The organism is Streptomyces sp. NPDC005017, from assembly GCF_042873115.1.
Classification (GTDB): domain Bacteria; phylum Actinomycetota; class Actinomycetes; order Streptomycetales; family Streptomycetaceae; genus Streptomyces.
Map to the genome: position 1 here is coordinate 267127 of NZ_JBIALD010000003.1, position 24480 is coordinate 291606.

Annotated in this window: 23 protein-coding genes; 11 read left to right on the top strand and 12 right to left on the bottom strand. The window is 74.3% G+C overall.

Annotated features, from left to right (window positions below; all coding sequences use genetic code 11):
* Positions 1–82: 82 nt before the first annotated feature.
* Both ACFYR0_RS06295 and ACFYR0_RS06300 read left to right on the top strand, forming a co-directional pair.
* A complete protein-coding gene (locus ACFYR0_RS06295; RefSeq protein WP_389322450.1) occupies positions 83–964 on the top strand; it encodes an SIS domain-containing protein in 882 nt (293 codons plus the stop codon).
* Positions 965–998: 34 nt separating this feature from the next.
* Positions 999–1865 carry a ketose-bisphosphate aldolase gene (locus ACFYR0_RS06300; RefSeq protein WP_389322452.1) on the top strand — a complete coding sequence of 289 codons (867 nt, stop codon included), beginning with the start codon at positions 999–1001 and terminating at the stop codon, positions 1863–1865.
* 111 nt (positions 1866–1976) lie between these two features.
* On the opposite strand, the gene ACFYR0_RS06305 is transcribed toward ACFYR0_RS06300, so the two are convergent.
* Complete coding sequence (locus ACFYR0_RS06305; RefSeq protein ID WP_389322793.1) at positions 1977–3110, bottom strand: methyltransferase; 1134 nt, start codon at positions 3108–3110, stop codon at positions 1977–1979.
* Between the two features lie 68 nt (positions 3111–3178).
* Between ACFYR0_RS06305 and ACFYR0_RS06310 the strand changes: the two genes are divergently transcribed.
* The 3 genes from ACFYR0_RS06310 (at position 3179) to ACFYR0_RS06320 (ending at position 5686) form a co-directional block, all read left to right on the top strand.
* Complete coding sequence (locus ACFYR0_RS06310; RefSeq protein WP_389322454.1) at positions 3179–3841, top strand: alpha-ketoglutarate-dependent dioxygenase AlkB family protein; 663 nt, start codon at positions 3179–3181, stop codon at positions 3839–3841.
* Between the two features lie 25 nt (positions 3842–3866).
* Complete coding sequence (locus tag ACFYR0_RS06315; RefSeq protein ID WP_389322456.1) at positions 3867–5111, top strand: ROK family protein; 1245 nt, start codon at positions 3867–3869, stop codon at positions 5109–5111.
* 92 nt (positions 5112–5203) lie between these two features.
* Complete coding sequence (locus ACFYR0_RS06320; protein WP_389322458.1) at positions 5204–5686, top strand: hypothetical protein; 483 nt, start codon at positions 5204–5206, stop codon at positions 5684–5686.
* A 76-nt stretch (positions 5687–5762) separates the two neighbouring features.
* Here ACFYR0_RS06320 and ACFYR0_RS06325 read toward each other — a convergent pair whose 3' ends face one another.
* Positions 5763–5951, bottom strand: coding sequence for a DUF1272 domain-containing protein (locus ACFYR0_RS06325; RefSeq protein ID WP_389322460.1), 189 nt, complete (start codon positions 5949–5951; stop codon positions 5763–5765).
* A 299-nt stretch (positions 5952–6250) separates the two neighbouring features.
* On the opposite strand from ACFYR0_RS06325, the gene ACFYR0_RS06330 reads away from it, so the two are divergent.
* The gene (locus ACFYR0_RS06330; protein ID WP_389322462.1) at positions 6251–6538 is read left to right on the top strand and encodes an SHOCT domain-containing protein; all 288 of its coding nucleotides are present in this window, start codon (positions 6251–6253) and stop codon (positions 6536–6538) included.
* A 438-nt stretch (positions 6539–6976) separates the two neighbouring features.
* Here the strand turns inward: ACFYR0_RS06330 and ACFYR0_RS06335 are convergent, their stop codons facing one another.
* Positions 6977–7621 (bottom strand): ATP-binding protein, encoded by a 645-nt coding sequence (locus tag ACFYR0_RS06335; protein ID WP_389322463.1) that lies wholly within the window; start codon positions 7619–7621, stop codon positions 6977–6979.
* 189 nt (positions 7622–7810) lie between these two features.
* Positions 7811–8134, bottom strand: a complete 324-nt coding sequence (locus ACFYR0_RS06340) for a hypothetical protein (protein ID WP_389322465.1) — start codon at positions 8132–8134, stop codon at positions 7811–7813.
* A gap of 354 nt (positions 8135–8488) precedes the next feature.
* Between ACFYR0_RS06340 and ACFYR0_RS06345 the strand changes: the two genes are divergently transcribed.
* Positions 8489–9613, top strand: a complete 1125-nt coding sequence (locus tag ACFYR0_RS06345) for a PLP-dependent cysteine synthase family protein (RefSeq protein WP_389322467.1) — start codon at positions 8489–8491, stop codon at positions 9611–9613.
* Between the two features lie 21 nt (positions 9614–9634).
* On the opposite strand, the gene ACFYR0_RS06350 is transcribed toward ACFYR0_RS06345, so the two are convergent.
* Complete coding sequence (locus ACFYR0_RS06350) at positions 9635–10105, bottom strand: SRPBCC family protein (protein ID WP_389322469.1); 471 nt, start codon at positions 10103–10105, stop codon at positions 9635–9637.
* 64 nt (positions 10106–10169) lie between these two features.
* Complete coding sequence (locus ACFYR0_RS06355) at positions 10170–11009, bottom strand: DeoR/GlpR family DNA-binding transcription regulator (RefSeq protein ID WP_389322471.1); 840 nt, start codon at positions 11007–11009, stop codon at positions 10170–10172.
* A gap of 280 nt (positions 11010–11289) precedes the next feature.
* On the opposite strand from ACFYR0_RS06355, the gene ACFYR0_RS06360 reads away from it, so the two are divergent.
* Positions 11290–13863 (top strand): hypothetical protein, encoded by a 2574-nt coding sequence (locus ACFYR0_RS06360; protein WP_389322473.1) that lies wholly within the window; start codon positions 11290–11292, stop codon positions 13861–13863.
* Here the strand turns inward: ACFYR0_RS06360 and ACFYR0_RS06365 are convergent.
* The 4 genes from ACFYR0_RS06365 to ACFYR0_RS06380 form a co-directional block, all read right to left on the bottom strand.
* A complete protein-coding gene (locus tag ACFYR0_RS06365) occupies positions 13851–16301 on the bottom strand; it encodes a right-handed parallel beta-helix repeat-containing protein (protein WP_389322475.1) in 2451 nt (816 codons plus the stop codon). The two genes, ACFYR0_RS06360 and ACFYR0_RS06365, sit on opposite strands and share 13 nt — an antisense overlap.
* Positions 16302–16434: 133 nt before the next feature.
* Positions 16435–17037: a hypothetical protein gene (locus ACFYR0_RS06370; RefSeq protein WP_389322477.1), complete on the bottom strand. Its 603-nt coding sequence runs from the start codon at positions 17035–17037 to the stop codon at positions 16435–16437.
* Positions 17038–17233: 196 nt separating this feature from the next.
* On the bottom strand, positions 17234–18055 hold the full coding sequence (locus ACFYR0_RS06375) for an MOSC domain-containing protein (protein WP_389322479.1): 822 nt from the start codon (positions 18053–18055) through the stop codon (positions 17234–17236).
* A 40-nt stretch (positions 18056–18095) separates the two neighbouring features.
* Positions 18096–18560, bottom strand: a complete 465-nt coding sequence (locus tag ACFYR0_RS06380; protein ID WP_389322481.1) for a DUF6643 family protein — start codon at positions 18558–18560, stop codon at positions 18096–18098.
* 302 nt (positions 18561–18862) lie between these two features.
* Between ACFYR0_RS06380 and ACFYR0_RS06385 the strand changes: the two genes are divergently transcribed.
* Positions 18863–20164 (top strand): TerD family protein, encoded by a 1302-nt coding sequence (locus tag ACFYR0_RS06385; RefSeq protein WP_389322795.1) that lies wholly within the window; start codon positions 18863–18865, stop codon positions 20162–20164.
* 106 nt (positions 20165–20270) lie between these two features.
* Here ACFYR0_RS06385 and ACFYR0_RS06390 read toward each other — a convergent pair whose 3' ends face one another.
* Positions 20271–21461: a glycosyltransferase gene (locus tag ACFYR0_RS06390; RefSeq protein WP_389322483.1), complete on the bottom strand. Its 1191-nt coding sequence runs from the start codon at positions 21459–21461 to the stop codon at positions 20271–20273.
* A gap of 39 nt (positions 21462–21500) precedes the next feature.
* On the opposite strand from ACFYR0_RS06390, the gene ACFYR0_RS06395 reads away from it, so the two are divergent.
* Together ACFYR0_RS06395 and ACFYR0_RS06400 are read left to right on the top strand one after the other, a co-directional pair.
* Positions 21501–22295, top strand: a complete 795-nt coding sequence (locus tag ACFYR0_RS06395) for a glutamate racemase (protein WP_389322484.1) — start codon at positions 21501–21503, stop codon at positions 22293–22295.
* A gap of 105 nt (positions 22296–22400) precedes the next feature.
* Complete coding sequence (locus ACFYR0_RS06400; protein ID WP_389322486.1) at positions 22401–22946, top strand: hypothetical protein; 546 nt, start codon at positions 22401–22403, stop codon at positions 22944–22946.
* A 99-nt stretch (positions 22947–23045) separates the two neighbouring features.
* Here ACFYR0_RS06400 and ACFYR0_RS06405 read toward each other — a convergent pair whose 3' ends face one another.
* Positions 23046–24092: an O-antigen ligase family protein gene (locus ACFYR0_RS06405; protein ID WP_389322797.1), complete on the bottom strand. Its 1047-nt coding sequence runs from the start codon at positions 24090–24092 to the stop codon at positions 23046–23048.
* Between the last annotated feature and the right edge of the window lie 388 nt (positions 24093–24480).

The following is a 24480-nucleotide window of genomic DNA, read 5'->3' on the forward strand; positions in this document are numbered from 1 at the left end:
CCGAATGGCCTACCGAATGCTTGAAGATGCTCGAAAAATCGCGCTATCTTGCATGAACAATCACCGGTGGGAGGGGTCCGGCATGACACATGTCGAGGACGAACTGCACAGCCAGCCGGAGTGCTGGACCCGGGCCGCGGCGCGGGCGCCGGAGCACCGCGCGGCGCTGCCGGCGGCGGGGGAGCGGGTCGCGATCGTCGGCTGCGGCACCTCGTACTTCATGGCGCAGTCGGCGGCGGCCCTGCGCGAGGGCGCGGGGCAGGGCGAGACGGACGCCTTCGCCGCCTCGGAGTTCCCGCGCGGCCGCGCCTACGACCGCGTCGTGGCCCTCACCCGCTCCGGTACGACGACCGAAGTGCTGGACCTGCTCGCCGAGTTGCGCGGCCACACCCGCACCTGCGCGATCACCGCCGATCCGCACACGCCGGTCATGGAGGCCGCCGACGACCTGATCGTCCTCGAGGACGCCGACGAACGCTCCGTCGTCCAGACCCGGTTCGCCACCACCGCGCTCACCCTGCTGCGCGCCCACACCGGGCTGCACACCGACGCGGCGGTCGCCGACGCCCGCACCGCGCTGGCCGGGCCGCTGCCCGAGGACCTGGTGGAGCGGACCCAGTTCACCTTCCTCGGGCGAGGCTGGACCGTGGGCCTGGCGAACGAGGCCGCTCTGAAGATGCGGGAGGCCTCCCTGTCCTGGGCCGAGGCCTACCCGGCGATGGAGTACCGCCACGGGCCGATCAGCGTCACCGGTCCCACCACCGCGACCTGGATGTTCGGCGAGGCACCCGAGGGCCTGGCCGGGCAGGTGCGCGCGACCGGCGGCCGATGGCTGGCCGGGGAGCTGGACCCGCTCGCCGAACTCGTCCGCGCCCAGCGGCTCGCCGTCGCCGTCGCCGCCGCCCGCGGCCTGGACCCGGACCACCCGCGCCACCTCACCCGCTCGGTCGTCCTCACGCCCTGAAACCCCCTCACCGCCCTCGCCCAGGGAGCCCCGCGTGCCCCTCGTCACCACCGGTGAGCTCGTCACCCGCGCCGCCGCGGGCCGCCGTGCCGTCGCCGCCTTCAACGTCGTCACCCTGGAGCACATCGAGGCCGTCGTCGCCGGCGCGGAGAGCGTCGACGCACCGGTCGTGCTCCAGGTCAGCGAGAACGCCGTCAGGTTCCGCTACGGCCGTCTGCTGCCCCTCGCCCGGGCCGCCGTCGCCGCCGCCGAACGGGCCGCCGTGCCCGTCTCCCTGCACCTGGACCACGTACAGAGCGACGCCCTGCTGCGGCAGGCCGCAGAGGCGGGGTTCAGCTCGGTGATGTACGACGCCGCACGGCTGCCGTACGCCGAGAACCTCGCCGCCACCCGGGCCGCCGCCGACTGGGCGCACGCCCAAGGGCTGTGGATCGAGGCCGAGTTGGGCGAGGTGCGCGGCAAGGCGGGCCGGCCGGCGCTGGACGCCCACGCGCCCGGCGCCCGTACCGACCCGGCGCAGGCACGGGCGTTCGTCGCCGACTCCGGCGTGGACGCGCTCGCCGTCGCCGTCGGCAGCGTGCACGCCATGACCACCCGCACCGCCACCCTCGACCACGGCCTGCTCAAGAACCTGTCGGCCACCCTCCAGGTGCCGCTCGTCCTGCACGGCTCCTCGGGCGTGCCCGACGGCGAACTGACCGAGGCCGTCACCGGAGGCATCACCAAGGTCAACATCGGCACCGCCCTCAACGCGGCGATGACCGGCGCCATAAGGGAGTTCCTCGCCGCCCACCCCGAGGCCGTCGACTCGCGCACCTACCTCAGCGTGGGCCGCGAGGCCATGGCCCGCGCGGTCCGGGGCATCGTGGAGGTCCTCCGGACGGGCCCTGGCACGGCCTGAGTTCGGCCGGTGGCGGGACCGCGGAGGTGCTCCGGACGGACGGGCCCGGCCGCGGCCTGAGCGCGGCCGCGGGCGGGACCGGCGGTCACCTGGCGGCCGGCACGGGCCCGGCTAGCGCCTGACGGCTCTGAGGACCACGAACTTGGGGTCGCCTGCCACGAGTTCACTGTTGCCGAACACCCGCCGCAGCTTCACGTGATACCCGAGATGCCGGTTCCCGATCACCCACAGCTCACCGCCCGGCCGCAGCACCCGCCGCGCGCCGGTGAACATCCGCCACGCCGTGGTGTCCGTCGTCGCCTGATGGGAGTGGAAGGGCGGGTTGTTCAGCACCAGGTCCATGCTGCCGGCCGCCACCCCGGCGAGCCCGTCCCCGACCCGGAACTCGGCGTGCCCCGGCACCCCGTTCGCCCGGTAGGTGGCCTCCGCGGAGGCCACCGCCTGGAACGACTCGTCGGTGAACAGCACTTCGGCCTCAGGGTTGGCCAGGGCCACCGCCGTCCCCACGACGCCGTTGCCGCACCCGAGGTCCACCACCCGGCGCGCCCCGCGCGTGACCGGCAGATGCCCGAGGAAGAAGCGCGTGCCGATGTCCAGGCGGTCGGCGCAGAACACCCCCGCGTGGTTGACGACCGTCCGCCCCGAGACGGGCCCGATCCCCTCGGGCAGGTCGTAGCGGAGCGGCCACGGATTCGCCGACCGCCGCAGAGCCGCGTCCGGAGTGCAGAAGATCAGCCGCGCCTTCTTCTCGGCCAGCGAGGTCCGGGTCGGCCCGATCACGCTCTCGAAGAGCTGGAGCGTGGAGGTGTGGATCTCCTTGACCATGCCGGTGCCGACGACGACCGTGCCCTCGTGCACAGCGGGGGCCAGCCGCCGCAACTGGTCCTCCAGCAGCGCCAGGCTCTTGGGCACCCGCACGAGCAGCACATCGATCCGGCCCGGCGGTGTGTCCTGCGTGGTGAGCAGCTGGACCGTGCCCGGCTTGGCCCCGGCCCGCTCCAGGTTCGCCCGGCTCGCCTCCTGTCCCAGCCAGGAGTCGGTGATCTGCACCGGCCGGTGCGCCGCCAGCGCCGTCACCAGCGCGCCCCAGCGGTCGCCCAGCACGACGACCGTGCCGGACAGATCGACGCCTGAGCCGTCGAGATACCGCAGCAGATACTCGTCGGAGGCGTCCCAGGCGCGCAGCCGGTCACGCGGGTCCTCGGGGAAGCGGGCCAGCGTCAGCTCGCCCCACGGCGTCGTCATACGGTCGTTCATCGTGCGTCCAGGCTAGCCGAGCCGCAGCTCAGCACAGGTGGGGGAGGATGGGTGGCATGGACGCCGAGCTGTTCCCGCGAGAGCGCGCCGAGGTGGCGCCCGGCGCGGTCCACCTGCCGGACTGGCTCGACGGGGACGGGCAGCGCGAGCTGCTCGCCGCCTGCCGGGAGTGGGCGCGCCCGCCCGCCGGCCTGCGCACGGTACGCACCCCCGGCGGCGGCACCATGACCGCCCGGCAGGTATGCCTCGGCTGGCACTGGTACCCGTACGCCTACGCCCGCACGGTCGTCGACGGCGACCGCACCCCGGTCAAGCCCTTCCCCGCCTGGCTCGGCGAACTGGGCCACCGCGCGGCGACGGACGCGCTCGGCCCGGGGGCGGCAACGGCGGCGTACGACATCGCGCTGGTCAACTTCTACGACGGCGACGCCCGGATGGGCATGCACCGCGACGCCGACGAGAAGTCCGACGAGCCCGTGGTGTCGCTCAGCCTCGGCGACAGCTGTGTCTTCCGGTTCGGCAACACCGGGTCGCGCTCACGGCCCTGGACGGACGTCGAGCTGCGCAGCGGCGACCTGTTCGTGTTCGGCGGGCAGTCCCGCCTCGCCTACCACGGCGTACCGCGGGTGCTGCCGGGGACCGCGCCGGCCGGGCTCGGCCTGACCGGACGGCTCAACCTGACCCTGCGCGTCAGCGGATTCCCGGCGTCCGCCCGATGATGCGGATCATGGGAGACTCGCTCCCATGAGCGGCAAGGCGGACCCCCGGCCGACGGGGGAAGGGACCACCTCGAGGACGCGGTTGGACCGGGGGCGCGGTGCGCTCGGGCCCGCGTTGGAGCTCGTGCACACCGGGCGGGCGCCCACCCGGGCCGTCCTGACCGCGGAACTCGGTGTGACCCGGGCCACCGCCGGTGCGGTCGCCGCCGAGCTGGAGGCCCTCGGCCTGATCCGCGTCGACGCCCGGCCCGCCGCGGCCGCGGGCTCCCAGGGCCGCCCCTCGCACCGCCTGGAGGTCGCCCAACAGGGCCCGGTCGCGCTCGCCGCGCAGGTGCACGCGGACGGGTTCCGGGCCGCGCTGGTCGGTCTCGGCGGGCGGATCGTCGCCACCGCGCCGGGCCGCGAGACCGTCGACGCCGACCCGGCGAAGGTGCTCGGCTCGGTCGTCGACGAGGGCGCCCGCCTGCTGCGCGAGACCGGGCGCCGCTGTGTCGGCGCCGGGCTCGCCGTGCCCTCGGCCGTCACCGAGCCGGAGGGTCTCGCCCTCAACCCGCTCCACCTCGCCTGGCCGCCGGGCGCCCCGGTCCGCGAGATCTTCGCCGAACGGGTGCGCGCGGCCGGCATCGAGGGACCCGCCTTCGCCGCCAACGATGTCAACCTCGCCGCGCTCGCCGAGCACCGGCACGGAGCCGGGCGCGGCGCCCGTGACCTGCTGTGCGTGGCCACCGGGCACCGCGGTGTCGGCGGCGCGCTGGTCCTCGACGGCCGGCTTCACACCGGCAGCGCCGGGCTCGCCCTGGAGGTCGGCCACCTCACCGTCAACCCCGAGGGCCGCCCCTGCCACTGCGGCGGCCGCGGCTGCCTCGACGTGGAGGCCGACCCGCTGGCCCTGCTCACCACCGCCGGCCGCGCACCCGGTCCGGAGAGCTCCCTGCTCAAGCAGGCCGACGACCTGCTCCGCCAGGAGTACGCCGACCCGGCCGTGCGCAACGCCGCCGAGGCCCTCATCGACCGCCTCGGGCTCGGACTCGCCGGGCTGGTGAACATTCTCAACCCGGACCGGATCATCCTCGGCGGGCTGCACCGCACCCTGCTCGACACCGACCCCGACCGGCTGCGGGCCGTCGTCGCCGACCGCAGCCTGTGGGGCCGCAGCGGCGGCGTCCCCATCCTGGCCTGCTCCCTCGACCACAACAGCCTGGTCGGCGCGGCGGAACTGGCCTGGCAGCCGGTCCTGGACGACCCGCTGGCAGCGCTGACGGCGGCCTGAGGTCCCGGCCTGCCGCCGTTGGCTTGGGGTCACCGCGTGCGCCCGTCTAGGATCAGCGATCTTCAGTCAGGCCGACCGAACAGGACCCTCCTTTGCGTCACTTCGCGTTCCCCGTCGCGGCCTCGCCTCGGCGTGCCTGGCTCGTACCGGTTCTGGCGGTGGCCCTGACCGGCTGCTCGCTGCTGCGCCAGGACGCGGTGTGCACCCAGGCCGACGCGGACTCGCAGGTCTCGGTCCTCTGGCGGCCTTCCGACTTCGGCGGGCCCGACGCGGCGCGGATACGGCTGTGCGTGGACGGCACCTGCCGTGTACGGATGTCGGGCGAACTCAGCGAGCCCCTCCTCTTCCTGCACATGACGCTGCCGGACGACATCGGCGCCTCTACCCTGCCGGTGCGGCTCACGGTGACGTCCGCGAGGACCGGCGAGACGGTCGTCCAGGACAGCGTCGCCGCGAAGCTGACAGCACAGGACCCCAACGGCGCGTCCTGCCCGCCCCGCGTCTGGACGGCGACCTACCGCGTCGACCCCGTGAAGGGACTCACCTCCCCGAAGGGCGTGAAACTCCAGGGGTGAGCCCGCCCGCGAGCGACCGACGCCCCAACGCCCTTGCCCGTACAGGCACTCGGTGCGTCTCCGCCCCGCCGGTCCGTCAGGCGGGTGCCACCGCCCGGCGCGGCCGGTCCACCAACTCCCCGCCGCAGTTGGGGCACACGCCCTCCATCGCCTCGGCGCAGGGAAGGCAGAACGTGCACTCGTAGGAACAGATCCGGGCGGCCCCGTCGCCGGGCAGCTCCGCCGTGGTGCAGCGTTCGCAGCGGTCACGCATCTCCAGGGCCATGAACGGTCTCCTCAGGTGGGGGGGGCTGCTCTCATCGTCCGCCCCCGCACAGCCGGTAGGCAGTGCCCCCAGCGGCCAAGGATCACCGTGATCGGGCCACGCTCCCAGGGGCCCTTCCGCCCACCCCGGGCTTGACCGCCCCTGCCCCCAGAGCCGGACCTCCCCCGGAAGACCCGCCGCCCCCGCCCCTACTCCCCGGGAAGTACCCGCACTGCCCCCGGCCGTACGACGACCCTGACCCTTCCCCGCGGCGAGGCTCGGAGCATCACCCGAAGACCCGTCGAAGGAGATGAACCGACATGGAGACACTCGCGCACTGGGACGGCGGCCCCGGGCCGTGGATCCTGCTCTTCCCCGTCGTCTGGGCGGCCGTCGTGGTCGCCGTGGTCACCGTGCTGCGCCGCACCGTCCGGCGCGGCCGCCCGGGACCGTGGCGCCTGCCCGACAACCGCCGGCCCACCGGCGACTCACCGCTCGCCGTGCTCGGCCGCCGGTTCGCCTCCGGCGAGATCGACGAGGACGAGTACTGGCGCCGGCTGTCCGTCCTGGACGAGCAGTTCGGCCCCACCAAGGGCGGTGCGGCATGACGGTCCCACCGCCACCCGCACGGCCGCCCGGGTCGTGGACGCCGTGAAGGTCTACGCCGGACGTGCTGCGGGCCATCGCCACGGAGTGACGGGGTGCGGGCGTGCCCGGTGGCGCCGGCCGTGCGGAGGACGGCCGTGGCGAGCGCGGTCGTACGGGGTCGGGCCTTGGCCGGCGCGGTCGTGAGGCGGCCGGGCGCGACGGGGCGGGCCTGTCGGGGAGGCTTGTACCGAGGGCGGGGCGGCCGTACACGAGGTGGTCTGCGGGCGGGCGCGGCACCCGCGCAGACGCACGGCCCAGACGCACGGCCCAGACACGTCAGAAGCCGTGCGAGTAGTGCGAGACGCGTGGACCGTGCGGGCCACGCGTGCGGCCGGCCCGGTCGGACCGCCGGGCCCGCGCGGACCCTGCGAGCCCTCTGGGCCCCCCTCACCGCCCGGTCAGCCGGCAACGGCGGACCGGGCGGGAGCGTGTTCGGGCCGCAGTGCGTCGGCCGCGAGGGCGACGGGCTCGACCTCCGGGATGCCGACGGGCTCGACCGCTGGCAGACCCAGCGGCTCCACCTCCGGCAGGCCGACGGTCGCGACCTCGGTGAACCGGACCGGGGAGTCCGGCACGGGCACCGTGCGGACCGGCGGTTCCTCGACGGCCACCCGGCGCGGGGGGCGGGCGGCCCGCGCCTTCAGGGCGGCGGGCGTCGGAAGGCTGAACCACACGGTCTTGCCCTGCTCACCGTCCGGACGCGCGCCCCAGCTCTCGCTGACCGCCGCGACCATCGCGAGCCCTCGCCCGCAGGTCGCCAGCGGATCGGCGTCGCCCACCACGGGGAGACGGGGATCGTGGTCGCGCACCGACACCGTCAGCCGGTCGAGCATGAGCTCGATCCGCACGGTGCACGTCTTGTCGGGCTGGGCGTGGCGGTGGACGTTGCTGAGCAGCTCCGTCACACCGAGCGCCGCCCGGTCTATCAAGGGATCCAGATGCCAGTAGCGCAATTGCGCAGAAAGGATTCTGCGGACCTGGCCGATCCGCGAGGGCAGAGCTTGCAGCTCCACCGTGCAATGTCTGCTTGGGTGAGTGATCACGGCTGCGACTCCCCGACGTTGAGGTCCGGAAGAACACGGAGTACGGATCCAGCAGGAGTTCCGGGTCGAGACGAGACGGCCGCCTGCTGTCGTGCCCGGCGGGCTGGTTCGCAGCGTTGTCGCCGGTAAACCCAGAGTGACGTGAGACCAGGTTGACGCAAGGGGTGGGGAGCCGCAACTCGCCGTGCCTCAGCGGTCACGCCCCGCAGCCCTGCGTACGGCCTCCATGAACCGGCGCGCCGCCGGCGGACCGGGCTCGCCCGGCGCGGGGTCGTGCTCGCCCAGGGTGAGCGTGTAGCGCTTGCCGTCCAGGTCCGCGACCGCCTGGCCCTCGGACCCGAACCACGGCTTCGACGCCCGCACCGAGGTCACCGGTGCGCTGTCGATCTCGCTGCCGTAGCTGGTGAGCAACTCCAGCCTGCCCTCGCTGATCCGGACCTGCCCGGCCCGGGTGAGCGAACGCAGGCCCTTCCCGATGCGCACACCTGTGGCAGTGAACTCCGGCTCCGCCATGCCGCCTTGCCCCCTTGCTCGCGCCTGGCGCGTCCCGCCGTACGCCCGTACGGGCCGTCGGCGTGGCGTGCCGTGATCCCCTGTCGACACTCCGGGTGACACCCCTGCGGGTACCCCGCGCGGTGCAGTCTGCCCGCACCCGGCCCGGTGCACCAGTGTGCGCGTCGTGCTCGCGCCGGGCGTGAGGAGCACTCGGCCGAATGCGCCCCATCTGCTTCGCACATCCGTGCCCCAGCCCGGCTTTGAGCCGCCCAAAGCCGGGTTTATGCAGGTGGGAAGCGTGCGCGAAGGTGCTTATGCTCGAATCACGGGCCGCATGCGCCGCGACCCGAGCGCAGCGTGAGGAGCACGGCCGTGAGCACCATCCAGCAGACCCCGCCCGGTGTGACCCTCGATGTCGACCGTACCGACGCGAGCTACCGCGACTGGCTGAAAGAAGCCGTCCGCCGGGTCCAGGCCGACGCCAACCGCTCCGCCGACACCCACCTACTGCTCTTCCCGCTGCCCGAGAAGTGGGGCATCGACCTCTATCTCAAGGACGAGTCGACCCACCCCACCGGCAGCCTCAAGCACCGGCTCGCCCGCTCGCTGTTCCTCTACGGCCTGTGCAACGGCTGGATCCGGCCCGGCCGACCGGTCATCGAGGCCTCCAGCGGCTCGACGGCCGTCTCCGAGGCCTACTTCGCGAAGCTGATCGGCGTCCCCTTCGTCGCCGTCATGCCGCGCACGACCAGCGCCGAGAAGATCCGACTGATCGAGTTCCATGGCGGCCGCTGCCACTTCGTGGACGACCCGCGCACCATGTACGAGGCCTCCGCCCGCCTCGCGGAGGAGACCGGCGGCCACTACATGGACCAGTTCACCTACGCCGAGCGGGCCACGGACTGGCGCGGCAACAACAACATCGCCGAGTCCATCTTCCGCCAGCTCGAACGCGAACGGTTCCCCGAGCCCGCCTGGATCGTCGCCACGGCCGGCACCGGCGGCACCTCGGCTACCATCGCCCGCTACGTCCACTACACGCAGCACGACACCCGCATCTGCGTGGCCGACCCGGAGAACTCCTGTTTCTTCGAGGGCTGGACCGCCGGTGACCCGGACGTCACCTGCGACTGCGGCTCGCGCATCGAGGGCATCGGCCGCCCGCGCATGGAGCCGAGCTTCGTGCCCGGCGCCGTCGACCGCATGATGAAGGTCCCGGACGCGGCCAGCGTCGCCGCGGTGCGCGCCCTGGAGCGGGCCATCGGCCGCAAGGCGGGCGGCTCCACCGGCACCGGACTGTGGAGCGCCCTGAAGATCGTCGCCGAGATGGCCGCCGAGGGGCGCACGGGCAGTGTGGTCACCCTGCTCTGCGACCCGGGGGACCGGTACCTCGACAAGTACTACTCCGACGCCTGGCTCGCCGAACAGGGGCTGGACATCGCGCCGTACGCCGAGGTCATCGACACCCTGCTGGCGACCGGCGTGTGGTCGCACTGAGCGGGCGCGGAGGGTGCCCGTTCAGCCCGCGAGCCGTCGGTCCAGGGTCGTCACCGCGTCCTTGAAGGCGCGGGCGAGGCCGGGGCGTGCCAGCCGCAGTGCCAGCCGGAAGGGCGCCGTCCCGTCGGCGGCGAAGGTCCAGCACACGCGCGTGCCGCCGCCGACGGGCGCGAGCCGCCACTCCTCGACCAGAGCGTGTGCGCCGGGCGCGTTGGTGACGTCCACGCGATAGGCGTACAGCTCGGGCTCCTCGGCGACGAGGACCGTCTCCTCGAACCGGGTGCCGCCGCGCAGCCGGACCTCCCGCCCGGCCCCGTCCCGCAGCGGCCGGGCGAGCGCCACCGCCCCGAACCACTCGCTCCAGCCCGCCACATCCCCGGCGAGGGCGGCGAACACCCGCTCCGGCGCCGCCGCGACGTTCCGCGCGAACACCAGCCGCACGGGCGCGTCCCGCACGAAGCCCAGTTCCTCCGGACGCAGACGGCGAGCCATACCAACCCCCTGGTAGACGCGGACGACTTGAGACGCCGAGCGCCTCACGGTACCTGAGTGACCGTCAGGCGTCTGCCCCGTCCGTCTCGTTCTCGTCCTCGCCCGCCACCACCAGGCTCGGCAGATGCTCCGAGATCTCTGCCCGCGCCTCGGGGGGGAGCCCCGCGTCCGTCACGAGGGTGTCGACCTCCTCCAGCGTGGCGAACGAACTCAGGCCCACCGTGCCCCACTTGGTGTGGTCGGCGACCACCACGACCCGGCGCGCCGCCAGCACCAGCCGCCGGTTGGTCTCCGCCTCCGCGAGGTTCGGCGTGGACAGCCCCGCCTCCACCGATATGCCGTGCACCCCGAGGAACAGCACGTCGAAGTGCAGCCGGGAGATGGCCTGATCGGCCACCGGGCCCACCAGCGAGTCCGAAGGGGTGCGCACCCCGCCGGTCAGCACCACCGTCGCCGCGCCCTGCACCGGTGCCGAGGAACGCTGCGCCGCGTGGAAGACGTCCGCCACCCGCACCGAGTTCGTCACGACCGTCAGATCCGGCACGTCCACCAGCCGCTGCGCCAGCGCGTACGTCGTCGTACCGCCCGACAGCGCTACGGCGCTGCCCGGCACGACCAGGGCGGCCGCGGCGCGCGCGATGCCCTCCTTGGCCGTCGGCTCCAGACCCGACTTGGCCTCGAAGCCCGGCTCGTGGGTGCTCGCCTCCATCAACGGGACGGCACCGCCGTGCACCTTCTCCAGCACGCCCTGGCGCGCGAGGGAGTCCAGGTCGCGGCGGACCGTCATGTCCGACACGCCGAGCTTGCGGGTCAGCTCGTTGACCCGGACCCCGCCCCGGCGCCGGACCTCGTCGAGAATCAGGGCGCGCCGCTGCTCCGCGAGGAGGTTCTGATTCTCGCTCACCTACGCTCCGGTCCTTTCGTCCACTGCGGTCCATCGCCCTCGCACCCGCCCCGACAAGGGCGTTTTCCTGCGTCTCCGGGGCGTGGCGCCCATCCTCGCACGGGCCGCCACGGATCGCGCCACCGGTCACACCGGCGTGTACCTGCCACAGATGTCCCGGGTTCGAGGGACGGATCGGGGAGATTCCGTGACGAGAGGTGTACGCAGGACGCCCCGTCGAGATCCTGTTCTGCGCACGGGCCAGTTGCCGACGCAGCGTCACGGGGGGAAGTGCGACAGAGTGGAACGCGCACAGGAACACGCCTTCGCCCCCGGGCCCGACGGCCCGCAGGACCACCACGGCCCCGCCGAGCGGTCCGACGGTCCGCACGGCCGCACCGACGCCGTCGGGCCCGACGGCTCGCAGGACCCCACCCCGCCCGTCGAGCCCGCGCGGACCGGGGACTCCGCGACCGCCCTGGAGCTCCTGGTCCACGGCGTCGGCGGCACCACACCGGAGGAGATGCTCGGCGATCCACGCATCGTACGGATCACCGGCGACGACACCGCGGCCGTCTTCCGCCGCACGGACGACGCCGAGGACCAGGACCCCGGCGTTCCGATGGACCGGGAAAGGGCGGCACGCCGCCGCCCCGTCCCCGAGGCGTACGTCTGGTGCAACCTCACCTCCGGCAACGGCACCCGCGCCCTGTGGCTGTTGCTGCTGCCGTTCATGGTCGTCAACCTGGCGCACTGGATGCGCCCCGGCGCCCGGGGCCACGCCCGGACCGTGCGTCTGTACGGGCTGCTGGTGCGGCTCGCCGGACTGAGCCTGACCGTGCTCCTCGTGGCGGGCGCCTGCGAGGTCACCCTGGACCTCGCGGCCTGGCAGTGCGCGGGCACGCGCGCTTGCGCCGAACGGCACACCTGGCTGGGCTTCCTGTCCCTGTCCGGCTCCGGCGGCTGGTGGAGCGGGCCCGGCCGCAGACTGGCCCTCGCCGCCCTGGTGCCCGCCGCCCTGACCGGCCTGCTGTGGTACCTGTCCCACCGCTCCTGGAACGCCTACGAGTCCCAGCGCCCGCTGCCCCGCTCCGAGGAAGCCGGCGAGGACACCGGGCGCACCGCCCTGGGCCGGCCCGGCTTCTGGTACGGCCGCCGCCTGGTGGCCCGGCTGCGCGCCGCGCACACCGCGGCGGGGCTGCTCACCGTCGCCGCCGTGCTCACCTCCGCCGCCGCCCGGCATGACCGCGAGCCCGGCGGCCCGGCCGTCCTCGACCTGCTGGGCCGCCTCCAGAGCGCGGCCCTCGCCGCGGGCGCGGCCGTCGTGGTGTGGGTGGTGTGCCGGCGCGGCCGCAGCGAGCGGCGCCTGGACCGCGCCCTCGACGTGCGCCTCGTCCCGCTGCTGCCGCTCGGCGCCCTCGCCGCCCTGGTCCTCGCCATGGTGTACGCCGGGTGGGAGCGCCCCGGCTGGCAGTCGACGGGGCGGCTGGCCGGGGACACGGCCTTCGGCGGCATCGCCCTGGCCCAGGGCCTGCTGGCGGTCGGCCTCGCGGTCGTCGCGCAGGTGCTGCACCGTGCCCTGCCCGGCCCGCGCGCCGCGCTGCGCGGCCTCGGCGGACCCGCCGTCACCCTGCTGGCCTGTGCGCTGGGCGGCGTGATGGCCGGCGGACTCGCCCAGCGGGTCGCGGACTGGCTGGACGGCACCCGCGCCGTCATCCCCGGCCCGCCGGTCCTGCTGACCTGGCAGGCCTCCGTCATCCCGCCGCTGCTCCTCGTCCTCCTCGCCGTCTGCGCCCTCCTGGCCCGGCGCACCCTGCGGCTGACCCGCGCCGAGGAGCCGACGGTCGACCGCGACTACGCGGACGAGCCCAGGCTCCCGGAGCGCACCCGGCGAATCGCCCGCGCGCGGGCCATGGCCACCCTCACCGACCGCGCGCCCCTCGTCGTCGCCGTCACCGCCGTCACGACGCTGCTGCTGGGCGCCGGGGCGCTGGCCGGCGCCTGGCTCAGCGACCGCACCCCCGGCGGGGCCGCCGAGCACACCCACCCGGTGGTCCGGGGTGCCGCCGACACCGCGCAGGCACTCGGCTCCTGGCTGATCGGCGTCGGCTTCATACTGTTCGTCACCTGGGGCCGCCGCGCCTACAAGGACGCCTCCGCCCGGCGCACGATCGGCATCCTGTGGGACGTGGGCACCTTCTGGCCGCGCGCCGCCCACCCCTTCGCCCCGCCCTGCTACGCCGAGCGCGCGGTGCCCGACCTGACCTGGCGCATGACGACCTGGACCCGGGCCACCGGCGGACGCCTCGTCATCTCCGGGCACTCCCAGGGCAGCGTGCTCGCCGCCGCCGCGGTCTGGCAGCTGCCCCCGGCCGAGCGGGGCCGGGTCGCGCTGCTGACGTACGGCTCCCCGCTGGAGCGGCTCTACGGCCGCTGGTTCCCGGCCCACTTCGGGCCCGTCGCCCTCGGCGCCCTGCACCGCGAGGTGGCCTGCTGGCGCAATCTGCACCGGGCGACCGACCCCATCGGCGGCCCGATCGGCCTGCCCGGCGAGTGCGGTCCGGAGGTCGACCGGCCCGCCCTCAAGGACCCCCTCGGGCACGGCCGCACCGACCGCCACCCGCTGCCCGCGCCCGTCCTCGGCCACTCCGCCTACCAGGCCGACCCGGCCTTCGCCGAGGAGCGCGCCCGGCTGCTGGCCCGCCTCCAGCCAGGTGTGCCCGGCCCGCGCCCGCCCGGCGAGCAGCCCCGTACGGACCGGCCGGGCCTCATGGGCGAGCCGCGCCGCCCCGATGAGCCGGGCTCCACCGGCCGGCCGGGAGCAGGTCGGGGGCATCCCGGAGACCCGCGCGAACAGGAGGCTCAGGACGTCTGAGGCAGATCCGCCCCGAACAGCAGCGTCAGTTCGTCCGTGCTCGGCTCCGCCACCTGCGCCACCCGGCTCGCGTGGCGTTCCACCATTGCCTCGAAGGTCTGCCGCGCGGTACGGCCGTTGCCGAACGCCGGGCCCTTCGGCAGATCGGTGAAGTACCTCAGCAACGCCTGGGCCGTGCCCGTCGCCAGCCGGTACTCGTGCTCCTCGGCCTGCTGCTCAACGATCCGCAGCAGTTCCTCGGGGCCGTAGTCGGAGAAGGTGATGGTCCGTGAGAAGCGGGAGGCGACGCCCGGGTTGACGGACAGGAAGCGCTCCATCTCCGCGGTGTAGCCCGCGACGATCACCACGACCGCGTCGCGGTGGTCCTCCATCAGCTTCACCAGGGTGTCGATGGCTTCCTTGCCGAAGTCCCGGCCCGCGTCCTCCGGCGACAGCGCGTACGCCTCGTCGATGAACAGCACCCCGCCCCGCGCCCGTTCGAACGCCTCCTGGGTGCGGATCGCCGTGGAGCCGATGTGCTCGCCGACCAGGTCGACACGGGACACCTCGACCAGGTGGCCCTTCTCCAGCACTCCGAGGGAGGCGAGGATCTCGCCGTAGAGCCGGGCCACCGTCGTCTTGCCGGTGCCGGGGGAGCCGGTGAACACCAGATGCCGCTTGACGGAGGCCGCCTTGAGCCCGGCCCGCTGCCGCCTCCGGCCCACCTCGATCATGTCGGTGAGGGCCCGCACCTCGCGCTTGACGCTGTCCAGGCCCACCAGCCCGTCCAGTTCACCGAGTACGTCCTGGGAGGTGCGGGGCTCCTCGGCCCCGGCGCCCACGGCGGGTTCGGCGACCGCGCGCTGACCGGGGACGGTGGTGAGCTGTCCGGGCGTCGCCGTGAGCAGTCCGCCGGTCTGCGCGGCCGTCTGCAGGACGGGCTCCGGGGCGGCCGGCCGCCGCAGGCCCATGCTCTCGTCGCTGGTGCAGTCCTCCACCACGGGCCCGGAACCCGACCCGGCGTCCGGGCCGCCGTCCGCGAACTCGTAGCCACCGCGCGCGCACCGCTCGGTACGGCACCTGCGCAGCGTCGTACGGCAGCCGTCGATCACATGGAAGCCGTAGCCGCCGCTGTCCGTGACCCGGCAGCCCGTGAAGCTGCCGCGGCCGCCGGCCGAGACATAGAACCCGGCCTCGGCGGGGGAGTCGACCGTGCAGCGCTCGACGGCCGGGTCGGCGCCCTTGGTGACGATCACGCCGGTCTGGGTGCCTGAGATCGCGCAGTTGCTCAGGGTGCCGCCGCTGCCGTGGTCGCGGAACCAGGCGCCCGTCGCCGCGTCCCGGATACGGCAGTCGTCGAGCTGCGCGGTCGCGCCGTCGCTCACCGACACGGCCGTGTTGCGCACCTGCGTCAGGTCGGTGTCCACCACGTCCGCGCGCGAGCCCCGGTCCAGGACGAACAGCGCGTCCGGCACGTCGTGCACCCGGCAGGAGTCCAGCACCGCCGTCGCGCCGTCGCTCACCCACACCGCCGGATAGTCCCCGGTGCTGTCGAAGATCTCGCACTGGTTGGCGTCCACGCGCGTGCCCGGGTCCCACACCGACAGCCCGTTGCGCCCGAACTGCCGCACCGTGGTGCGGGTCAGCGTCAGCACCGAGCGCGAGCGCAGGTCGACCGCGTTCTCCGGGATGTCGTGGATGCGGCAGTCGGCCAGTGTGAGCACCGCGTCGGTGTCCAGGGTCACCCCGTCGGCGGTGGTGCGGTGCACATCGCAGTTGACGAGATGTCCGGTGCCGTGCGCGGTGATCTGCACCCCGCTGCCCCGCACCTCGTACACCTCGCATCCCACCGCCTCCAGCGTGGAGCTCTCACCCGTCACCGACAGGCCCGATCCCGAGGCGTGGTGCACCCGGCAGCGGTCCAGGCGTGGATGCCCGCCGCCGCGCACCGCGACGCCCGCCTGTCCGGCCGCCATCACCTCGCACTCCTCGAACACCCCGCCCCCGCCGTCGAGTACGACGATCCCGATACCGGCCGGGTTGTCGACGGTGCAGCGCCGCACGGTGGGCCGGGCGCCGCCGCGCACCTCGATGCCGGCCGCGGACCGTGTCACGATCCGCACGTCGGAGATCTCCGGGGTGCCCTCCTCCACCAGCAGCGCGGGCGCCGCCGAGTCCTGTCCCTCCACATGCAGGTCCTGGACCACCGCCGCGGCCCGTACGGTCAGCGGCACACCCTCCGTCGGCGCGATGCGCACCGAGCCGGGCGAGCCCTCCGGGCCGCGCAGGGTCACCGCCCGCTGGACGACGAGGTTCTCCCGGTAGGTGCCGGGGGCGACGGTGAGCACGTCACCGTCGGCCGCGGCCTCCAGGGCGGCGGCGAGCGATGCGTACTCACCTGTGCGGCGCCGCCACCGCGAAGTGCCGGTGTGCGTCACCTGGACCGTGCCCTGTGCCATGACGTTGTCGTGCCCCCACCTCGTCGTACTGATGGCTCGCTCGCGCGGGTTGCTGCCGAAGGGGTTCGGCCGGTCAACCGTAGCGTGCGGGAGAGCCGTGGACCGACCGGAGCCGGAAGGCGGTCGCGGACCGTCAGCTGCCGGTACCGGTGCGGCCCCAGTCCGGTCCCGCCCGGTCCCAGGCCTGATCCCAGCGCGCGTACCGCAGCCTGAGCATGCGCCAGAGGACCAGCCGCCGGGCCGACTCCATCAGGGCCGCGGCGACGATCGTCGCTCCGATGCCCGCGAGGACGGCGTGGGTGGTGGCCGTGGCCGGATCGAGTGGTCCGGGCGCGAGCCGGCCGTGCGCGTCGGTCCATATCCGGAACTCGTCGCCGGGGCCCGGGTCGCGCAACTGCGCCGCCAACGCCCCCCGGTGCCCGGTGCCGTCCGGGGCGGTCCAGCCCGCCAGCACCCGGGTGCGGGTGTCCCGGGCGCCGGTCTCGGGGTCGGCGCCCAGGGCGGTGCGCTCCAGCCGGCGGATCACCTGGGCCGTCACCGGATGGCGCTGTCGGTGCTGTTCCTGCACGGAACGCTGGAGGGTGTCCTGCGCGGCCGCGCCCACCAGCGCGCCGGTCAGCGGGGCGGCGAAAAGTATCAGCAGCAGGATCGTCAGGCACACCCAGGCCTCGGCCAGATCCGTCCCGCGGCGCAGCGGATTGTGCCGCCAGCGCCAGAGCCCGCTGATCGCCCGCACGTCCGCCCCCCTCCCCGCTCCGTGACACCTCCCGCCGGAGACGCCCGCCCGGGGTCCGGCCCGGCGGAGAGCGACGTCACCCGATGGAGGGCGACTTCACGCCGGACGGGACCTCTCACGCACTTCTCACCCGTTCCAACGCCCGGCCTCCCCGCCGGGGTTCCCGCGCGCCCCACCCGATTCGCGCGGTGCCGGGCTATCCGAGGACACGCACCGGGTCCCCGACCCGGACCGTCCCGAGCGTGAGAGGCACCAGGTTCTGCCCGAACACCAGCGACCCCGCGAAGCGCCGGTGGCGGCCGAGCGTGTGCAGGGGCTCCTTGCCGCGTGCGGCGGTGCCCTGGTCGGTCGTGGTCACCACGCAGCGCCCGCACATCTTCGCCACCCGGAAGGTCACGTCGCCGACGGCGATGCGCGACCAGTCGTCCTCGGCCCAGGGCCCGGTGCCCGAGACGACCAGGTTCGGCCGGAAGCGGTTCATCGGAAGAGGGCCCTCGGCCGCGTGGGCGCCCTGCGCGATCAGGGAGTTGAGGGAGTCGAGCGAGGACGCGGAGGTGATCAGCAGCGGAAAGCCGTCCGCGAACGACACGGTCTCGCCGGGCAGCGCGTAGTCCGGGTCGACCGGGCGGCGCGTGGCCGGGTCGTCCATGTGCACCAGGCGCACCGGGACGCCGAGATAGCCGCTGCACCAGTCGTGCGCGTCCTGGCCGGCGAGGGCGCCCTCGACCTTGGTCCCGAAGATGTCGAGTGCGACGAGGTCCACCGGCTCCGGCTCGGTGACGGTCAGGGACGGCAGTCCGGGCGCGGACAGCACGACGCCGCCGGGCACGAGCCCGGCGGCGGCCGTCGCGAGGCGCGGGTGCTGGCGTTGTGTGACGACCTTTCCCCCGTCGTCGATCAGCACCCAGCGTCGGTCTCCGGCCAGCCCCCAGGGCTCCACGACGGCCTCGCGTGGGTTCTCACCCCGCAACGCCTTGACCGGATGGACATGTATCGACTGAAGCTCCGCGATCCCCATGGGGCCATCGTGCCACTGGGCGCCGACAGCCCGGAGGATCTCAGTAGCCGCGATACTGCTGGTTGTTGTACGGATCCTGGTACGGCGCGGGGACCGGACGCGGAGCCGCGGGGCGCATCGCCTCGTAGCCGGCGGCACCCGGCATCGGCGGACGCGGCGGCTGCTGGCCCTGGTAGCCGCGCGGCGCGGCGGCCTGCTGCGGGATGTACCCCGTGGGCACGGCCTGGTGCAGCGGGGCGGGCTGCGCCTGCTGGGGATAGCCGTAGGAGGGCTGGGACGGAGCCGCCGGGAGGGCGGGCAGCGCCGCCGGCAGCGCCGGCAGACTGCTGCCCGGCATCGCGGGCATCGCGGACAGACCGGCGCCCGGCATGTCGTACGCGGCGGGGACCCGGATCGGGGCGATCTGAGGGGTGCCCCGCTCGGCGACGAGCGAGTCGTAGATCGGGGTGTCCGGGAAGGAGGCGGAGTAATAGCCGCCGCCATAGGTGGAGCGGGGGGAGGTCATGGCACATAAGTTAAGCCCACGATGTGCTGGTTGGGGAGACCGATAAGAGGGTTGTTTTCCGTGCCCGACGTGACGCGGGATCCCCAATGCGAGCGAATTCGGAGAAAAAGGGGCGGCAATCGTCACTTGGATCGTGTAAAAGCTCAGCTCCCGGGGGGTTACCGGCGGTTGTACGGGTGGTGTTCCGGCCATCCGGATGAGCCCCGCGGGTCTGTGCGCATAGGTTGGGCGCACACAGAAGACATCGATTGCCGCCGGGCCCCGACCTGGCGCGGTGACCCGTGATGGGGGCGGACATGTCAATGCCGAAGGGTTCCAACGTTCCGGTGCCCACGACGGCCCTGCGGGTCGAGCTGGGCTGGCGCTCCGGCCCGGGTGTGCCCGACGCCGACGCCTCGGCCCTGCTGCTGGTGGGAGGGAAGGTGCGGTCCGACGGGGACTTCGTCTTCTACAACCAGCCGGCCCACTCCTCCGGCGCCGTGCGCCACGAGGGCAAGCGCGACGCCGGCGGTCAGGTCACCGACACGATCGTCGTCGACCTCGCGCGCGTGGAGCCCTCGGTGGAGACCGTGGTGCTCGCCGCCTCGACGGACGGCGGCTCCTTCGGGCAGGTGACCGGCCTCTACATCGAGGTCCGTGACGCGGCCCGGGGCACGGTGGCCGCACGCTTCGACAGCACGGGCGCGTCCGTCGAGACGGCCTTCGTGCTCGGCGAGTTCTACCGGCGTCAGGGCGCCTGGAAGTTCCGCGCGGTCGGCCAGGGCTACGACCGGGGCCTGGAGGGCCTCGCCACGGACTTCGGCATCACCGTGGACGAGCCCCAGCACCAGGCGCCCCCCGCCGCCCCTCGTGTGCCGCAGCCGACGAGGCCCGCGCCCTCGCAGTCGACGATGCCCACGCTCGCCGCGCAGCCGATGCCGCCCGCCCCGCCCGTCACCGTGCCCCCGCCGCCGCCCGCCCAGCCCGTGAGCCTTTCCAAGGTCACCCTGACCAAGGCGGCGCCCTCGGTCTCGCTGACCAAGCAGGGCGGCACCTCCGGAGCGATGCGGGTCAACCTCAACTGGGAGGTGCGCAAGCAGTTCTCGGGCTGGGCCGGCAAGTTCGGCCGCCCGGTCGCGATGCACTCCGACCTCGACCTCGACCTGTGCGCCCTGTACGAGCTCAGCGACGGCAGCAAGGGGGTCGTACAGGCCCTCGGCAACGCCTTCGGCGCGCTGCACCAGCCGCCGTTCATCCACCTCGACGGCGACGACCGCACCGGAGCGGTGTCCTCGGGCGAGAACCTCACCGTCAACCTCGACCACAAGCAGTGGTTCCGGCGCGTCCTCGTCTTCGTCACCATCTACGAGGGCGCCCGCTCCTTCGCCGACCTGCACGCCACGGTCACGCTGCAACCGCAGTACGGCGCCCCGATCGAGTTCTCCCTCGACGAGTGCACGGTCCCCTCGACGGTCTGTGCCCTCGCCCTGATCACCAACACCGGCAACGACCTGATCGTCCAGCGCGAGGCCCGCTACCTGGTGCCCGAACGCGGTGTCAGCCCCCAGCGGACCGTCGACTACGCCTACGGCTGGGGAATGAACTGGACGCCCGGCCGTAAGTAGAACGCGCGGGGAACGAACTGGACGCTCACACCTTGGGGAGAACGCCTCGTGTTGAAGAGGACGCCCACGGTGATTCCGCGGACGCCCCGTAATAGAGGGGACACGGTCAGCTCTCCTCGCCGACCGTGTCCGGGCGCGCGTAGGTGCGGCCTTTCCAGGCCGCACCCCGCCCCCGGTAGTGCTGCACCGCCGAGTCGGCCGTCATCAGCAGATAGAGGAACGCGGTGAACGGCAGCAGCGGGGCGAGCCAGGGCGAGAGGCCGTAGTAACGGAGCATCGGCACGTACGTCCCCGCCATGATCAGCCACGCCGCACCGCCGAGCACCGCCGTCGCCGTGCTCCCCGCCGCCAGCCCGGCGGTCAGGGCCACCGGGGGCACCAGGTACACCAGCGCGAGCCCAGCGACCGTGCCCGCCAGCAGCAGCGGGTTGTGCCGCAACTGCGCGTAGGCGCTGCGCGAGACCATCCGCCACAGGTCGGCCAGCCGCGGGTACGGCCGCACGCTGTCCACCCGCTCCGCGAGCCCCAGCCAGATATGGCCGCCGCCCTTCTTCACCGCCCGTGCGAGCGCCACGTCGTCGATCACCGCGTGCCGGATCGCGTCCGGGACACGGGCCCGCTCGGCTGCCTCCGTCCGCAGCAGCACGCACCCGCCCGCGGCTGCGGCCGTACGGGATCCCCGGCGGCCGACGCGACGGAACGGATAGAGCTGGGCGAAGAAGTAGACGAACGCCGGGACGACCAGCCGCTCCCAGCCGCAGGCCACCCTCAGCCGCGCCATCAGCGACACGGCGTCGAAGCCCCCGGTGCGCGCGGCCGCCACCAGCGTGCGCAGACTGTCCGGGGTGTGCGCGATGTCGGCGTCCGTCAGCAGCAGGTACTCGGGCTCACGCGCGCGTGCCAGCGCGATGCCGTGCCGGACCGCCCACAGCTTGCCCGTCCAGCCCGCCGGCGGCTCGCCCGGCGACCCCACGGTGAGCGGCAGCCCGCCCCGCCGCGCCAGTTCACGCGCCAGCTCCCCGGTCCCGTCGGCGCTGCCGTCGTCGACGAGGAACACCTCCGCCCGCCCTGGATAGTCCTGCGCGAGCAGCGAGGGCAGACTCGACGGCAGTACGTCCGCCTCGTCACGGGCCGGTACGACCACACACACGGACGGCCAGGTCTCCGGATCGCGGCGTGGTGGAAGGCGCACATCGGTGCGCCAGAAGAAGCCCTGGCAGAGCAGCAGCCACAGCCAGGCGGCGAGTGATCCGGCGGAGATCCACACGAAGGCGCCCACCCGCGCAGTGTGCCCCACGCCCCCGGGCCACGGGAGCACATCGACTATCGTGGCCGGGTGAAGATCGCGCTCATGGACTCCGGAATCGGCCTGCTGGCGGCCACCGCCGCGGTACGCCGCCTGCGCCCCGACGCCGATCTCGTCCTCTCCCTGGACCCCGACGGCATGCCCTGGGGCCCGCGCACCCCCGCGGACCTCACACGGCGTGCCCTGGCCGTCGCCGAGGCCGCGGCCGAGCGGGAGCCCGACGCCCTGATCGTCGGCTGCAACACCGCCACCGTGCACGCGCTGCCCGCCCTGCGCGCCCGCCTCGAACCCGCCCTGCCGGTCATCGGCACGGTCCCGGCGATCAAGCCGGCGGCCGCCGGCGGCGGCCCGGTGGCCATCTGGGCCACCCCCGCCACCACCGGCAGCGACTACCAGCGCGGCCTGATCCGCGACCACGCCGACGGCGTCCCGGTCGCCGAGGTGCCCTGCTGGGGCCTGGCCGAGGCCGTCGAGCACGCGGACGAGGCGGCCGTGGAGGCCGCGGTCACCGCGGCCGCCGCCCTGACCCCGCCGGACGTGACGACCGTCGTCCTGGGCTGCACCCACTACGAACTGGTCGCCGAGCGCATCCGTGCCGCCGTCCAGCGCCCCGGCATGCCGCCCCTGGTCCTGCACGGCTCCGCCGGGGCGGTCGCCGCGCAGGCCCTGCGCCGTATCGGCGAGCCCCCGGCCCCCGAGGCGCCCGCCCTCGGCGCCCTCACCGTGCTGCTCAGCGGCCGCGAGGGCGTCCTGCCCGCGCCCGCGCTGGCCTACGAGGAGGGCCGACTGCTTCCCGCGGTCAGCCCGGCGGCGGATCTCACGTAGCCCCGTACCCGGCCCCTTCGGCGGGAAGCCGGCGCACGTCCGTCCGGACCAGTCACTCTCCGCGACCCGGTACCGGCGGAGCGGAACCTGAGTAATCTCGAAGGCATGAGGCAGCAGGCCCACGGCGACGACTCGTCGCACCCCGAGGTCTGGACCGGCCGGGCGACCAACCGGGTCCAGTGGCTACTGGCGCTGATCGGCGCCGCCTGTGTCGCGCTCGGCATCGAACTGGCCGTGGCCTCCCCGTGGACCTCCGGTACCGCCCCGCTGGTGATGGCCGTCGTCGGCTGCATCGCGGGCGGCCTCCTGGTCCTGTTCGGCACGCTGGCCTTCGTGCACGTGGCGCTGCGGGTCGACGACGAGTGCCTGGAGGTGCGCTGCGGCCACATCGGTGTGCCGCGCCGCCGCATCCCGCTGTCGCACGTGGCCGGGGCCGACTTCGACCCGCATGTCACGCCGCGTCACTGGGGTGGCTGGGGCTACCGCTGGCGGCCGGAGAAGGGCACCGCGGTCGTGGTGCGCCGGGGCGAGGGCGTCGTGCTGCGCCTGTGGGACGGCCACACCTTCACGATCACGGTGGACGACGCGGAGGCGGCCGTCCGGGTCATCAGGGACCGGCTGCGCGCGAGCACCCCCGGCGCCGCGCACTGACGTCGCGCCCGAGCACCCCCGCGTCGCGCACTGACGTCGGGCGCGCCCACCGGGCACCGCACGCGGGCCCCGGGCCTCGGTCCACGTCTCCGCCCGGCCTCAGCCCCCGGACCGGGCTCCCGCTTCGTAGGGCTGCTCGGCCAGTGGCCTGGCCGTGGCCAGGCCCGCCAGCAGGCCCGCGCCGACCGACACCGTGGTGAAGCTGAGCGCGTTGCCCACCGCCGAGACGGCCGCGACGGCGGTGAGGGCCGCCCCCGCGGTCAGGGCGACCGGGGTGGTGCGGGCGTTGCGCCACAGTGTGTGCAGCACCCACACGAACGCGGCGCCCAGCAGCACCAGACCGACCACCCCCTGCTCCGCGAGCATCTGGAGCGGCGCCGAGTGCGGCTTCCCGTCGGGGAAGGGCGCCCCGGCCGCCGCCGGGCTCAGTTCCCCGAAGCGGCCAGGACCCACGCCCAGCAGAAGGTCGTCGTGCGCCAGGCGCACCGCGTCCTGCCACAGTTCGACGCGCTTGGCGGTCAGTCTGCTCTCCAGGGAGACGGCGAGGCCGTCCGGCAGGGCGCGCTCGGCGACGGCCCAGAGGGCCACCGTGACCAGCGCCGCCGCCGTAGCGAGGCCCGCGACACCGAGCCCCCGGCTGCGCATGCCCCCGGCGGCCAGCGAGCACAGCAGCACGATCGCGCACAGCACGGCCCCGGCCGTGGTCCCCAGCGCGACGGCGGCCGTCGCGATCCCGCACGCCAGCAGCCGCAGCAGCAGCCGCAGCGAGGGCGCCGAGGCCGCCCACGCGGCACAGCAGGCGGCGCCCGTGCTCAGGGCGAGCAGCGCGGCGGTCGCGCCCGCCTCGCCCAACGGCACCCCGGACTGGGCCCCCGGTGTCAGATAGGGCGTGGCGATCGCGAGGCCCAGACCGCCCAGCGCGGCGGCGCAGGGCGCGGCGACCGGCAGCAGCGCGCCGGAGATCCGCCCGGCGGAGTGCCCGGCGGCCACGGCCAGCACCGCGAGCAGCATCCCCTCGGGACGGCCGCCGTGCGCGGACGCCGAGATCACCGCCCAGGCGGCACAGGCCCCCAGCACGATCACACCCGCGGCATCGGAACTCCGGCGTCCGTCGCCGTGGGCCTCCGCCCCCGTCGCGGACGCCATTCCCGTCCAGCTCACCTGACCCCCCGTACCCCGGCCCCCCGACCGTCCCGCACACCCCGGACCCCTACCGACCGGTCGTACGGCTCGGGCACACCGTAGCGCCGTGCGGTGGATTCGGACCCCGTCCGTCCTGTCCCACCCCGCTTGCCCCGTACGCCCCGACGTCGTCCGGCCCCGCGAGAACTCTGCCCCCGGGCGTCGTACGCGCTGGTCCGCGCGGCTCCGGCTCACCGTAGTCGCTGGGCGGCGGAACGGGGACGATCGGGGGCGAGTTGTGCAGAAACGTTGCGGCAGAGCCGTGGCCCGACGGGGCCGGAGGGCCTCGCCGAGCGGGCGCCGGCCATGGCTGTCCCGTGCCGCCGCGAACGCCTGCCGGCCTGTTCGGAGC

What these genes read in the sequence shown, in the direction of transcription:
- ACFYR0_RS06310 (WP_389322454.1), top strand. Translation starts at nt 3,179, where the DNA reads ATGGACGCCGAGCTGTTCCCGCGAGAGCGCGCCGAGGTGGCGCCCGGC.
- ACFYR0_RS06400 (WP_389322486.1), top strand. Translation starts at nt 22,401, where the DNA reads ATGAGGCAGCAGGCCCACGGCGACGACTCGTCGCACCCCGAGGTCTGG.
- ACFYR0_RS06350 (WP_389322469.1), bottom strand. Translation starts at nt 10,105, where the DNA reads ATGGCTCGCCGTCTGCGTCCGGAGGAACTGGGCTTCGTGCGGGACGCG.
- ACFYR0_RS06325 (WP_389322460.1), bottom strand. Translation starts at nt 5,951, where the DNA reads ATGGCCCTGGAGATGCGTGACCGCTGCGAACGCTGCACCACGGCGGAG.
- ACFYR0_RS06295 (WP_389322450.1), top strand. Translation starts at nt 83, where the DNA reads ATGACACATGTCGAGGACGAACTGCACAGCCAGCCGGAGTGCTGGACC.
- ACFYR0_RS06365 (WP_389322475.1), bottom strand. Translation starts at nt 16,301, where the DNA reads ATGGCACAGGGCACGGTCCAGGTGACGCACACCGGCACTTCGCGGTGG.
- ACFYR0_RS06305 (WP_389322793.1), bottom strand. Translation starts at nt 3,110, where the DNA reads ATGACGACGCCGTGGGGCGAGCTGACGCTGGCCCGCTTCCCCGAGGAC.
- ACFYR0_RS06380 (WP_389322481.1), bottom strand. Translation starts at nt 18,560, where the DNA reads ATGACCTCCCCCCGCTCCACCTATGGCGGCGGCTATTACTCCGCCTCC.
- ACFYR0_RS06375 (WP_389322479.1), bottom strand. Translation starts at nt 18,055, where the DNA reads ATGGGGATCGCGGAGCTTCAGTCGATACATGTCCATCCGGTCAAGGCG.
- ACFYR0_RS06340 (WP_389322465.1), bottom strand. Translation starts at nt 8,134, where the DNA reads ATGGCGGAGCCGGAGTTCACTGCCACAGGTGTGCGCATCGGGAAGGGC.
- ACFYR0_RS06405 (WP_389322797.1), bottom strand. Translation starts at nt 24,092, where the DNA reads ATGGCGTCCGCGACGGGGGCGGAGGCCCACGGCGACGGACGCCGGAGT.
- ACFYR0_RS06385 (WP_389322795.1), top strand. Translation starts at nt 18,863, where the DNA reads ATGCCGAAGGGTTCCAACGTTCCGGTGCCCACGACGGCCCTGCGGGTC.
- ACFYR0_RS06315 (WP_389322456.1), top strand. Translation starts at nt 3,867, where the DNA reads ATGAGCGGCAAGGCGGACCCCCGGCCGACGGGGGAAGGGACCACCTCG.
- ACFYR0_RS06330 (WP_389322462.1), top strand. Translation starts at nt 6,251, where the DNA reads ATGGAGACACTCGCGCACTGGGACGGCGGCCCCGGGCCGTGGATCCTG.